This window comes from Nannocystis pusilla (assembly GCF_026626665.1).
Classification (GTDB): Bacteria; Myxococcota_A; Polyangia; order Nannocystales; family Nannocystaceae; genus Nannocystis; species Nannocystis pusilla.
Genome location: NZ_JAPNKE010000002.1, coordinates 6,341,798 through 6,353,679 on the forward strand (window position 1 = coordinate 6,341,798; position 11,882 = coordinate 6,353,679).

12 protein-coding genes and 2 pseudogenes are annotated in these 11,882 nt (G+C 69.8%); 8 read left to right on the plus strand and 6 right to left on the minus strand.

Annotation, left to right across the window (positions count from 1 at the left end):
• Positions 1-436: 436 nt before the first annotated feature.
• Positions 437-2,275 (minus strand): tetratricopeptide repeat protein, encoded by a 1,839-nt coding sequence (locus OV079_RS27970; protein WP_267771999.1) that lies wholly within the window; start codon positions 2,273-2,275, stop codon positions 437-439.
• 642 nt (positions 2,276-2,917) lie between these two features.
• The gene (locus OV079_RS27975) at positions 2,918-3,733 is read right to left on the minus strand and encodes a hypothetical protein (protein ID WP_267772000.1); all 816 of its coding nucleotides are present in this window, start codon (positions 3,731-3,733) and stop codon (positions 2,918-2,920) included.
• A 327-nt stretch (positions 3,734-4,060) separates the two neighbouring features.
• On the opposite strand from OV079_RS27975, the pseudogene OV079_RS27980 reads away from it, so the two are divergent.
• The 3 genes and pseudogenes from OV079_RS27980 to OV079_RS27990 form a co-directional block, all read left to right on the plus strand.
• A pseudogene (locus OV079_RS27980) lies at positions 4,061-4,357 on the plus strand (LysR substrate-binding domain-containing protein); the annotation flags it as partial.
• A 149-nt stretch (positions 4,358-4,506) separates the two neighbouring features.
• A complete protein-coding gene (locus OV079_RS27985) occupies positions 4,507-5,196 on the plus strand; it encodes an alpha/beta fold hydrolase (protein ID WP_267772001.1) in 690 nt (229 codons plus the stop codon).
• Positions 5,121-5,477, plus strand: coding sequence for a serine aminopeptidase domain-containing protein (locus tag OV079_RS27990; protein ID WP_267772002.1), 357 nt, complete (start codon positions 5,121-5,123; stop codon positions 5,475-5,477). The genes OV079_RS27985 and OV079_RS27990 overlap by 76 nt, the downstream gene beginning before the upstream one ends.
• A 10-nt stretch (positions 5,478-5,487) precedes the next feature.
• Here OV079_RS27990 and OV079_RS27995 read toward each other — a convergent pair whose 3' ends face one another.
• Complete coding sequence (locus OV079_RS27995) at positions 5,488-6,708, minus strand: GlxA family transcriptional regulator (protein ID WP_267772003.1); 1,221 nt, start codon at positions 6,706-6,708, stop codon at positions 5,488-5,490.
• A gap of 141 nt (positions 6,709-6,849) precedes the next feature.
• Here OV079_RS27995 and OV079_RS28000 point away from each other — a divergent pair, with 141 nt between their 5' ends.
• Both OV079_RS28000 and OV079_RS28005 read left to right on the plus strand, forming a co-directional pair.
• Entirely contained in the window at positions 6,850-7,152 is a 303-nt protein-coding gene (locus tag OV079_RS28000; RefSeq protein ID WP_267772004.1) for a hypothetical protein, read from the plus strand.
• Positions 7,142-7,318, plus strand: a complete 177-nt coding sequence (locus OV079_RS28005) for a hypothetical protein (protein ID WP_267772006.1) — start codon at positions 7,142-7,144, stop codon at positions 7,316-7,318. Before OV079_RS28000 ends, OV079_RS28005 begins: the two co-directional genes overlap by 11 nt.
• Positions 7,319-7,324: 6 nt before the next feature.
• Here the strand turns inward: OV079_RS28005 and OV079_RS28010 are convergent, their stop codons facing one another.
• The gene (locus tag OV079_RS28010; protein WP_276602822.1) at positions 7,325-7,705 is read right to left on the minus strand and encodes a winged helix-turn-helix transcriptional regulator; all 381 of its coding nucleotides are present in this window, start codon (positions 7,703-7,705) and stop codon (positions 7,325-7,327) included.
• Positions 7,706-7,769: 64 nt separating this feature from the next.
• Here OV079_RS28010 and OV079_RS58715 point away from each other — a divergent pair.
• A pseudogene (locus OV079_RS58715) lies at positions 7,770-8,237 on the plus strand (NAD(P)-dependent oxidoreductase); the annotation flags it as partial.
• Positions 8,238-8,785: 548 nt separating this feature from the next.
• Here OV079_RS58715 and OV079_RS58720 read toward each other — a convergent pair.
• A complete protein-coding gene (locus OV079_RS58720) occupies positions 8,786-9,160 on the minus strand; it encodes a VOC family protein (RefSeq protein ID WP_420829544.1) in 375 nt (124 codons plus the stop codon).
• 99 nt (positions 9,161-9,259) lie between these two features.
• Between OV079_RS58720 and OV079_RS28020 the strand changes: the two genes are divergently transcribed.
• Positions 9,260-9,961, plus strand: a complete 702-nt coding sequence (locus tag OV079_RS28020; RefSeq protein WP_267703584.1) for a helix-turn-helix transcriptional regulator — start codon at positions 9,260-9,262, stop codon at positions 9,959-9,961.
• 72 nt (positions 9,962-10,033) lie between these two features.
• Here OV079_RS28020 and OV079_RS28025 read toward each other — a convergent pair whose 3' ends face one another.
• Positions 10,034-10,777 carry an SDR family NAD(P)-dependent oxidoreductase gene (locus OV079_RS28025; RefSeq protein WP_267772008.1) on the minus strand — a complete coding sequence of 248 codons (744 nt, stop codon included), beginning with the start codon at positions 10,775-10,777 and terminating at the stop codon, positions 10,034-10,036.
• 69 nt (positions 10,778-10,846) lie between these two features.
• Here OV079_RS28025 and OV079_RS28030 point away from each other — a divergent pair, with 69 nt between their 5' ends.
• Positions 10,847-11,428, plus strand: coding sequence for a TetR/AcrR family transcriptional regulator (locus tag OV079_RS28030; RefSeq protein WP_276602823.1), 582 nt, complete (start codon positions 10,847-10,849; stop codon positions 11,426-11,428).
• The last annotated feature ends 454 nt before the right edge of the window (positions 11,429-11,882 follow it).

An 11,882-nucleotide genomic window follows, 5' to 3' on the forward strand; every position in this document is an offset into this window, starting at 1 on the left:
GCAACATGCCCGACTGCGCACTTGCCGCGACGCCTGTTGCCGCGGGACGTCGACGCCCGCCACCGGCTGTCGACGCGGCGCGGGGGTGGTGTCGGTGGTGTCGGCTTCGGGTCCGCGGCGACGACTTGCTGGGCCTCGCTGCTGGGCGCTCGCCGTCGTTCGTCATGAGATCGGGGAGCTTGATGCGGGACGAAGCCCTTGTCACGGCGGCCCGCCGACTGGCGGCCTCAAGGCTTGTCCCGCTGGACTGTCTGAGATGCACAGGAACCGAGATGCGCGACGATGCGATCTCCCGGTTGTCTCGAAAAATCGTCTCGATTTTGTCGCGATTCGGGCAGCTTTCGAGACAACCCCTCGTATTCGAGCTCGTAGAGGGGCCTAGCTAGGGTTGTACGCCACATCACCAATATCTGGAATCTCGACGTCGAAGGACTATTCAGGGCTTGACGGTGGCCGGGTCGCCGCCGAGCTTCTTGAACTTGTCGCAGCCCTCGACCAGGCCTTGGCTGCACGTCGAACCGTAGATCTCCCTGGCGCGCGCCTTGTCGCTGCGCTGCAGCTGGTCGGCGAGCTTCAGGCACGCCGCGCCGTTGCCCTTGGTGCACATGCCCTCGTAGAGCCCGAGCGCGCGGTCGCGGTCCTTCGGCACGTCCTTGCCATCGAGGTACATGTCGGCGACGTGCATGCAGCCGTTGCCGCTGGCGGCGCACATGCGCTCCAAGTACGAGGCGGCGCGGGCGGTGTCCTTCGGCACGAGCTTGCCCTCGCGGAACGCCTTGGCTGCGTCCGCGCAGGCGGAGCCGGCGTCCACCGTCGGGCAGGTGCGCTCGAACAGCACCTCGGCCCGCGCGACGTCCCGGGCGGCGCCGCGGCCCGCGAACACCATCAGTCCGGCGTCGAGGCAAGACAGCGTGTTGCCGGTGGCGCAGCTCTTCTCGTGGTACTCGAGGGCGACCACGTCGTCCTTGGCGACCAGCTTGCCGTCGCTGTAGAGCCTGGCGACCTCGCGGCAGGCGTAGCGACGGCGCGCGGCGCAGGCGTCCTTGAACACCGCGATGCCCTGGGCGACCTCGTCGGGCGTGGGCGCGCTGCCGCTGCTCGGCTTGAGGAAGGAGTCGGCGAGCGAGCCGCAGCTGAACGCGTCGCCGAGCTTGCACGCGCGGTCGAGCAGCCCCCGGCCGCGCGCGAGGTCGGGAGCGGCGCCGCGGAGGAAGTCGCCCGCGAGGACGCGGCACCCGGGCCCATGGCCGAGGTTGCACGCGCGCTGCCAGGCGTCCTGCACCTCAGTGCGCGGGGCCTTGAGCGACATGCGGACGTAGCCGAGACGATCGCAGCTCTCGGCGAGGCCGCCCTCGCAGGCCGTGGTGAACAGCTCGCGCAGCTTCTCGTCGCGCTCCTGGACCTGCTGCACGATCGAGCCGCCGCCCGCGACCTCGATCTTCTTGCCTTGCAAGAGGACGCCGAGGTTGTGGCAGCTGCCGGCGCTGCCCTTCTGGCACTGCGCGTCGCACTGAGCCTCGTCCCCGGCGGCGCACACGTACGGCCCGGAGGTGTCGGCGGTGCACCTGCCTGCCGCCATGCTCATGCCGGCAGGGCAGCTGGCAACGATCGCGGTGGGCTCCGGCGCCGGCGCCGGCGCGTCGGCGGAGGCGGGCGCGGTGGCCATGATCGGCACCAGCTCGAGGCGGATCGCCGAGCGGCACTGGGCCGGCGGCTTGACGTCGTCGGGCGTCGCGCCCCGGCACTCGGCGAGGTCACCGTCCTTGTTCATGCTCTGTCGCTGGCTCGAGCTGTTGGCGCTGGCGCCGTAGCCGAACACGTCGGCGACCATCCGCGCCTCGCCGCGGGCGCCGACGCCGATCGCGAACGCGCCGATGCTGGCCGACCGGACGAAGTGCGTCGCGCCGTCGCAGCGACCGGTGAGCTCGGGTCGACCGGCGCCGTCGGTGGGGGTGGTCTGCTTGCCGACGAGCACGAGCGCGAGGTCGAGGGCGGCGTCGCGGTCGATGCCGCCGGCGATCTTGACGCCGTTGAACGGAAGGTTGGCCGCGATCTCGCCCTGATCGTTGAGCTTGACCACCTCTTCCTTGCGACTGACGCCGGCGAACTTGTAGCCACCCGGGAACTTGCACGCGGGCAGCAGACGCATGCTCTTGCAATCGTAGGCCACGACCGCGAGGCCTTCTCTCATCGCGACCTCGAGGTCGACGCGCGCGGACGATGACATGTCGACGACCAGCGGCTGGGCGTCGCTCACCCCCTCGCGACAAGTCACCTCGGCCGCACCGAGGGCCTCCGCGGCGGTCGGCGAGGTCGGTCGCACGGCCTTCCGACGGTGCCCGCGCCGCAGCCCACTCCGGTGGCCACGAGCAGCACCGACAGCACGGTCGGGCAGGAGAAGACGAGATATTGCAGAGGCTTTGTAGGCGCAGACATGGCTTTGAAGGCGAAGAGCTCCACCTCCGAGATGCCGGCCGTCCGAGCTCGTCGCATCGCCGACGCGCACTCCCAGTTGCGCTGCCTCACGCGCCACTGCAAACCCCAGCCGTCGCTGTGCGCATGTGGAGCCGAAGGACGCGGGTCGTTCGACGCGGTCTCCAACGCCGACTAATTGGTACCCGCGGTTTCATCCCGGGCGTTCGCGTCGGCGGGGCATCTGGCTCGGCCGACGTCTCGATCCGGATCGAGGTCGGCCGCAGCGTCGACTACCTGTCTCGCGGAGGTCACGGTGGTGGGGGGATGTTCTGGCAGCGCGTCGGCCCGCCGCCGCAGTCGTCGGGCATCACCAGCGCGGGCGCTGGGTTCCGGGGTCGAGCAGCTGTCACGCGGTCTTCTTGCCAGTCTTCCCGGCGGCGGGCTTCTTGGCTGTCTTCTCGCCAGTCGCCGACGCGGCGGCGGGGGTTTCTTGGCTGTCTTCTCACCGGTCGCCTTTGCGGCGGGTTTCTTGGTTGTCTTCTCGCCGGTCGCCTTCGCGGTGGTGGCGTTCGAGACAGCCGAATTCTTGGTGATGTTGGCCGGGGGCTTCTCGGAGGACGACGTGGTATTCGGCGTCGTTCGGCTGCCGTCGCGGTGCAGCAGCAGCACGGCGCTGGCGCCGAGCCACTGTAAGGCCGGCCGCCTCCTCCGGCAGCAGTCCGACGTCGACCAGGCGGGCCTCGATCTTGGCCGTCGACGTGTTCAACGGGACGCTCGCGCGGCGCAGGCGGTCGTAATAGCCCCGGCCAGTCGCGGTCCCGGCTTGCCAGTACCACACGAAGGCGTAACGGGCCCCCATGGTGAGATAGGCCGTGAGCGAGTCCATGGGCTTCAGCGTGCAGTCGTTGGCGTCCTCGAAGGCTGTCTGGGCCTGCTTCGGTGACTCGTTGGCACGGTGGATCCACCAGCCGATGCCCTCGGGGGTCATGGAGTCGAGAACAGCGCGCGCGGCGAAGTTGCCGCGCACGCCGCTCGGCCGCGGATGCCATGCGAAATTCCGGATCGACGGGATCTTCAGGTGGCCGCCGTTGACTCCCTTGCTCTGGTCGGGGTTGTGCTGGTCCTGCTCGAACACCCACGTGAACTCGACGCCGCCGAGGGTCTCCGCGAAGGCGTCGAGCTCCGGAGGCAGCGGGAGACCGGCCCGCTCCTCGGCGGTGAGCGGGGGAGCGAACGCGGCGTCGATGATCGATACGTCGGGTCGAGCCGAGAAAGCGCGGATGTAGGCTCGGAGGAGCTGGGCGAGCGGGAGCTGCATGTTCGAGGCGTAGCAGGAACGTGTGCAGGCATACAGGGCTCGGGCCGGCCCTGCCTGCTGCAGCGAACGACCATGCGAGTGAGCCGAGCCCGCTGTGCTCGTGATAGCCCCGTCGTCTCGAAAATTCGTCCCGATTTTGTCGCTATTCGGGCAGTTTTCGAGACAACTCCTCGTATACGGGCCCGTAGGGAGGTCTAGCACCTCCTGTACACCACATCACCAATACGGTGCATGCGGTTTAGATCCGCTTGGCGCGGCGTTGAGCGCAAGATTGTATTACAAAGGACAGGTCCGAAGTCGCTCTAGCTTGGCGACCTCGCGCTCGCGCCGACGGGACGGCTCTTCTCGAACGGCATCGGGGCCATCCTCGAAGCGGCACGCGCGAGCCAGGGCATCGTTCAAGTCTTCGAGCATGTCGTGCGCGACGACCTCGTCCGCGGCACGTTCGAAGCGGTCCTGCGATCCGAGCTCCAGCAAGAGGTGCCGGTCACCGCCCTCTACGCGAAGGAGAAGGCGCAGCTCCCGAAGGTGCGCGTCTTCCTCGACTTCATGGCCGAGCTGATGAGCGCGACCTCGAAGCGCGTCGGCCCGGCAATGCAGCGCGAAGGCGTGCGTCGGTCGTAGAGGCTCGCGCTCGACCTCTCCCGGCTCCTTGAGCGCCTCCACGGCCACGCCGGCACCTCGCCGCTGTCCTTGGCAGTCCGCTGTCTGTCCGGCGCGGCCCTGGGCGCCAGGGCCGTGGCCGCCGCATCGTCGGCGTCCACGGATCTCGCATGTCACGCCTCGTCTCCGCACTCCTCCTCTTCTTCGGCTTCGGCGCCTGCACCCCGCCAGCGCGGCCGCCTGCGGCGCCGCTGGCGGTCGCCGGCGTCGAGCACCGTGAGGCCCGCCTCCGCGCCCACGGCGACATCGACCTCTACGTGCAGTCGTGGCGCCCCGCGGGGTCGGCTCGCGGCGCCGTCCTGCTGGCGCACGGGCTCAAGGATCACAGCGCCCGCTACGCCGAGCTCGCCCAGCACCTCGCCGCGCAGGGCCTCGCCGTGCACGCGTTCGACCTGCGCGGTCACGGGCGCTCGGCCGGCGAGCGCGCGCGCGCTGCGCTCGGCGAGTACGTCGCCGACCTCACGGTCGTCGCCACCCAGGTGCGGGCCGCCGAGCCCGGCCTGCCGCTGTTCGTGTTCGGCCACAGCATGGGCGGGGCGATCGCCACCACCTACGCGCTCGAGCACCCGGGCGAGCTGCAGGGCCTCGTCCTCAGCGCCGCCGCCCTGCGCCTCGGCCCCGACGCCGGCCCCGGCCTCGTCAAGCTGACCCGCAAGCTCGGCCGCAACCACCCGGCTGGCGCGTCCTCAAGCTCAAGCCGAAGTGGTTCTCGCGCGACCCCGCCGTGGTCGCCGACGTCGCCGGCGCCGACCCGCTGGTCGACGCCCGCAAGATCCCCGCCAGCACCGCCGCCGCGCTGATCGACGGCATCGAGCGGATCCAGGCCGACATGGAGAAGCTCGCCGTCCCGGTGCTGCTGCTGCACGGCGACGCCGACCGTATCACCCCGCCCGACGGCAGCCGCGACCTGTTCCGCCGCGCCGGCGTGGCCGACAAGCAGCTCGAGATCTACCCCGGCCACTACCACGACTTGTTACACGAGCCGGAGCACGCCGCGGTGGTCGCCGACATCACCGCGTGGATCGTCCGCCGCGTCGACGCGGCGAAGCCGGCGACTCCGGAGCCGGCGAGCGAGGAGTGACACGCTCGCCTCACTCGCCGGCCTGCGGCGCGCGGATCGCCCGGTTCGCGCGGCGGTGGGCGATCGGGCTGCGACCGAAGTGCGCCAGGAAGGCGCGCCGGAACGCGCGCTCGTCGTCGTACCCGACCAGTCCCGCCACCTCGGCGACCGCCAGCGCCGTCGTCGCCAGCAGCCGCGCCGCCGTCTCGAGCCGCAGCCGCCGCACGAACCGCAGCGGCGACAGCCCGGTCGCCGCCACGAAGTGCCGCGTCAGCGTGCGCTCGCTGCAGCCGAGCGCGCGCGCGACGTCCGTCAGCTCGACCGCCCGGTCGAGGTGCGCGCTCATCCACCGCTCCGCGCGCGCGACCAGCTCGTCGTGCCGCGTCAGGTGCTCCATCACCAGGAACGGCGCCTGCGAGCCGCGCGCCTCGTCGATCACCAGGTAGCGCGCGCACGCGTGCGCGACCTCGTGGCCGACCAGGCGCCGCACCAGCAACAGGCTCAGGTCGAGCTGGGCCATCGCCGCGCCGGCGGTGAACACGGTCCCTGCCTCGCACACGATCGCGTCGGCCCGCAGGCGCACCGCCCGGTAGCGGCCGCGGAACAGCGGCGCGAGCCACCACGACGTAGTCGCCTCGCCGCCGTCGAGCAGCCCCGTCTCGGCGAGCAGGAAGGTCGACGAGCAGCTGGCCGCGACCAGCGCCCCGCGCCCGTGCGCCGCGCGGAGCACCGGCGCCAGCGAACGCGCGTCGGGCCGCGCGACGACGGCGAGCACGCGCTCGACGTCCGCCATGCCGGGGCCGAACACGACGACGACCTCGCCCGCCGCCGGATCGACGACCCCGTCGGCGCGGATCTCGATGCCCGCGCTCGACCGCACCGGGCCGCCGTCGATCGTGCGCACCGACCAGCGGAACTGCGGGCGCGGCCCGGGGCCGAGCGCGGCGCCGATCACGTTGCTGGTCGCCAGCACGTCGGCCGTGACGCTGAGCCCCGACGCGAAGAAGCCGTCGAGGACGACCAGCTGGACGTCGATCGGGCCCGCGACCTCCGCGCGCTGTCGGTCGGGACCCTTCGTCATCGCGACCGCGATCATACCCTCGCCGCGGCCGCTCGCGTCGCACAAGCTGCGCTGCACGCACTCGGCCCGCCGGCGCGCGAGCTCGTCGTTGCTCTTCGCGGCGCCCTCGGCGCTCCCGTGGCCGACGAGCTGCAGGCGTAGTGTCGGGGCGCGGTGGAGTCGCGCGAGCACCGTCGCTAGCGAGCAGGCGCGGATCGATCGCTTCCTGGCATCGTCGGGCGACGCGGCGGCCCGCGCCGACCTCGTGTCAGGCGAGTTCTGGACCTTCCCGATGCAGGACGGGCGACGGAGCCAAGCGATCCGATCGCGGTCGTGGCGTTCGACGCGGAAGTGCCGCCCGCGGAGCGTGACGCGGCGATGGCGGAACACCTGGCCGCGGCGCGCCGGGCGAGGCCGGAAGCCCTGTTCTTGGTCATCACGGGCGGTCTTCATGCCGTGCGCGCCGCTTCGCCGGACTTCGAGCCGATGGCCGCTCGCCTCGCGGCGCTGCTCGACCCGTCACGGGTCGTATCGCTCCGGCTCGCGCATGCGGGTGGAGACGCGTGCCGGACCAGTGGATGGATGCGCAGCCGCGCGGCGGTGAGAGCCGGGGGAGGCAACGACGATGGCCGCTGATCACAACTCTTTCGAGCTGGCGACGCCCGCGAGCGAGCGCTGGTGCGTGAACACCGAGGACTGCAACGAGAGCGGGCGCGTGTACCCCGAGCTCGCCGACGCGACGCCCGCCGAGGCCGCGCGCGGGATGGCGCTCCTCAAGAAGCTGGTGATGCAGGGCGTCTGACGGGACCTACTTCGCGGCGCGCTGACGATGCTTCTCGCGCGCCGCGAGCACCTTGGGCGTGTTCGTCGCGATCCACCGGCCGAGCGCGTCGAGGTGCTCCGCGAGCCCGCTGTCCAATGGCGTCAGCGAGTACTCGACGCGCGGAGGCACCTCCCCGTAGTCACGGCGCGCGACGAAGCCGTCCTCCTCCAGTGTGCGGAGCGTCAGGGCGAGCATGCGCTCGCTGACGCCGCCCACGCGGCGCCGCAGCTCGGCGTAGCGGTAGGTGCGCTCGGCGAGCGCGAGCATGATGAGCATGCCCCACTTGGACATGACGTGGTCGAGCACGTCCCGCCCGGGGCAGTCGGGCGTGTAGGACTCTCTGAGAAGATCGCCGAGCTTCGCCATCCCTGAAGCACTAACACGAATGTACGTACTTCCCAAGGAGAGTGCGCGGTGCTACGAGTTGGGCATGGCGAAGCTCCTCATCATCGGTGGCAGCGGTCGGACGGGGCTGCACCTCCTCGAACAGGCTCCGCAGCGCGGGCACACGGTCCGTGCGCTCGTGCGCAAACCCGAGGCCGTGAAGGCCCCGCCCGGCGTCGAGCTGGTGAAAGGCACGCCGGAGAAGCTCGAGGACCTGCGCGAGGCGATGAAGGGAACCGAGGCGGTCATCGTCGCCCACAACAACTCGCGCGCGTCCGACAACCCCTGGGCGAAGCAGATCAACTCGCCGAGGTTCATGACGGACACGGCGCGAAACATCCTCGCCGTGATGGGAGAGCAGCACGTGAAGCGCGTCGTCTTCATATCCGCGATCGGCGTCGGTGACTCGTGGCCGACCGTCTCGTGGTTCTTCCGGGCGTTCATCAAGCTGAGCAACATCAAGATCGGCTACGCCGACCACGATGGCGTCGACGCGCTCGCGCGCAAAAGCGACACCGACTGGACGCTGGTGCGCGCCGTCGGCCTGAACGACAAACCCGCAGGCGCGCTCGGCCCGCTGCACACCACCGAGGTCGGGGTCGAAGCCCGGAACGCTGAACGTGACGCGCGCCGAAGTGGCGACCTTCTGCCTCGACTGCGTCGACAAGAACGAGTGGGTCCACCGCGCGCCCATCATCTGGAACGGCAAGAAGTGAGCGCGGCGTTCGTCCACGGCCGCGGCTGCGATCATGTCGAGCGACTTCTCCGAGCGCGTCGAGAAGCGAAGCTGGCGGGTCAGGCCGAGGCGGTTCTTGGCGTAGCGCTCCTCGAGCTCTGGATTCAGCTCGTGCGCGGCCTCTCACCTTCGCCGATCCAGCCGGCTGCACCGCGCTCTACGTCGCCGGCGATCCCGAGGTCGATCCCGATTTCGCCCGACCACGAGCCCCGCGCGCGGCCGGAGGTCGGCATAAACTGCCCTCGCGGGCAACGCCCCCTCCGGCGAACTCTCACATTCACTAAACCTGAGCAGCACCGTGTCTCAAAGTCATTGACGGGCTCCGTTTACAGCCCGTATCGCGCGCGCGCCTCCGTGCTGACCGGCGTGAAGAAGTTGATCAGGTTGCCGTCGGGATCGCGAAACAAGAGCGAGCGATTGCCCCACGGCTGCGTCACCGGCTCCTGCACGACCTCGCGGAGGACTCCCTCGAGGCGCTCGTATTCCTTGTCGACGTCGTCCACCCGGGATTCGAGAATGACCGAGTGGTTGTTCGCGCCACTCGCGGCTCCTGCGCCGAACATCGTCATCGTGCGTTCGCTGCCGATAGCGATCGTGCAGGTCGGCGTCGCCACCTCGGCGAACTCCTCGGTGAGCCACCTCGCCGGCGCCACCGCCCGTTCGTAGAACTGGACCAAGCGCTTCACGTCCTTCGTGATGATTCAGAATCGAGACCAGGTTCATGGCTTGCTCCTTCGTTGTTGGCGTACGAGCAAGACTTGTAGCGCGGTGCTGCTGACAGCATGATGGCAGCAGCGAACATGCGACGCGCTGACCGGCTCTTTCGGATCATCCAACTCCTGAGGCGGGCGAAGCGCCCCGTGACCGCCGAGACGCTTGCGGGTGAACTCGAGACCTCGAAGCGCTCGGTCTACCGCGACATCGCTGAGTTGATGGCGCAGCAGGTGCCGATTCGTGGCGAAGCCGGGCTCGGGTATGTGCTCGATCGCCAGTTCGACATGCCGCCGCTGATGCTCACGCCCGACGAGCTCGAGGCGGCCGTCCTCGGTGCCCAGTGGGTGGCGATGCGTGGCGACCCCGTGCTCGCAAACGCCGCTCGCGACCTCCTCGCGAAGATCACGCAGAGCGTGCCCGAGCGACTGCGAGCCTTCCTCATCGAGCCGTCGGTCAGCGCGCCCGCGCCGCTCTCCGCGACGACCGATGGCATCGACCTCACGAAGCTTCGCCTCTGGATTCGCACCGGACGCAAGGTCCGACTTCGCTATCTCGACGAGCGAAACGAGGAGACCGAGCGCACCATCTGGCCGGTCGTCGTCGGGTACGCCGAGACGGTGCGTCTCGTCGCGGGGTGGTGCGAGCTACGCCAGGGATTTCGTCACTTCCGCACCGACCGGATCGTCGCTGCGCAGTTCATCGACGAGCGCATCGACTGCAGCCAGACCGATCTTCGCGCACGCTGGAAGCGTCACATAACCGCCCAGGGTCTTCGCATGCCCGAGTGAGCCCTTCCGCCTCGAGCGCACCCCCGACTCGGCGTTGCAGCCGCCACGCGAAGGCGCTCCGTCCGCTGACGGTCAAGCCGCGAGCACGCCGCCGTCGACGAACAACTCGACACCGGCGACGAAGCTGGCGTCGTCCGACGCGAGGTAGAGGACGGCCTTACCAACCTCGTCGGGCGTACCGAGTCGGTCGAGCGGCGTCATCGCCTTGATGGCCGCCTCGGCGCCCGGGGTGTGCTGGAGGTACTTCTGCATGCCCGGGGTCATGATCATCCCGGCGGAGACGACGTTCACACGGATGCCGCGGGTCTTGAGGTCGGTCGTCCACGTCCTCGCGAAGGAACGGATCGCCGCCTTCGTGGCGCTGTAGATCGAGAGAGCGGGGAGTCCTTTGCTGCCCGCGCCCGAGCCCGCGAGGATCACCGAGCCTCCGGCCTTCATCAGCGGCAGCGCCTTCTGCACGGTGAAGACCGTGCCCTTGACGTTCGTTTCGAACACGCGATCGAAGTGTGCCTCTTCGAGCCCGCCGATCGGCCCGCTCTCGGAGATGCCCGCGTTCGCGAACACGACGTCGACCCGACCGTGGTCACGCTCGATGCGCTCGTAGAGCCGGTCGAGGTCGGCGAGCTTCGCGGCATCGCCCTGGACGCCGACCGCGCCGTGGCCGATCTCGTTCACGGCTTCGTCCAGCCGATCCTGACGCCGGGCGGTCACGTACACGTGCGCGCCCTCGGCCGCGAAGAGCTTGGCAGTCGCCAGGCCGATGCCCTCGCTGCCGCCCGTGATCACCACAACCTTGTCCTCGAATCGCTTCGTCATCGAAGAGGCTCCTTTCCTCCTCCACAAAGTGGAGGGTTGCTCCACTTGCATGGTGGAGGCATCCTCCACTTGCAAGTGGCGAAGAAGAAACCCTCAAGAACCGGCGAAGTCTCGCTTCGCGCCGACGCCCAGCTGAACCGCGAGCGCATCCTCGCGGCAGCCGAGGAAATGTTCCTCGAGCACGGGGCGAACGTCTCGCTCGAGGACGTGGCCAAGCGCGCGAACGTGGGCATCGGCACCCTCTATCGGCGCTTCCCGACGCGCGAGGCGCTCCTCGGGGCGGCGTACAGCGCGCGCTTCCTGGAGCTCGCCGAGGCGAGTCGTGCGCGCGACGGCGAGCTCACCCCAACGGAGTCCGTGCGCGCCTACCTCGAACAGCTCGTGCTCCACACGAACGTCTACCGAGGGATCGCAGCCTCGCTCGGGACTGTGCTTCAGACCGACACGCCGGGCTGCCACGCGACGAGCGAAGAAGGGCGGCGGCTCGTTCGACGTGCGCAGAAGGCCGGAGTCATCCGTCGCGACGTCACGTTCGAGGACCTCGTGTGCGTGGCGACGGCCATCTCGCTCGCGAGCGAACAGAGCGCGTCGTCGAAGTCGCGCGTCGCGCACCTGGTGGACGTGTTCCTCGGCGGAATCGCGTCTCGCTGAGCGCGCTGCGTGCCTGAACAACGGCAAGTGCCGGCCGACCGCACTCGACTACGAGTGCGGGAAATACGTTGACCAGGTCGGGAAGTGCGATCGCCCGCTCGGCGCGGGCGGGGCCATGTCGAACGTGGACGCCGCGCCCCGAGCTGCTCGCGGCGCTGTCCTCAGCACCGCCGCTGGCCGAGGTTGACGTCGAGGTCGACGTCGTCGTGCTGCCCGAACTGCTCGAGGTGTGCGCTACGGAGGTGACGCCCGTCGACGAGAACGCCGGCGAGCTGTCGTTGCCGCAGCCGAGCCCGAGAGCAGCAGCGAGGGCGAGACGGCGCATCACCCCGAAGGGTAGCGACGCCTTCTTCGCGTGGTGCGACACGCAGGCCGAGGTCGCTCTCGACGGCTCGCCGCTCGCCGCTCGCCGCGGCGCTGACCTACGATCGCACGGTGCATCTGCGAGGCCCAG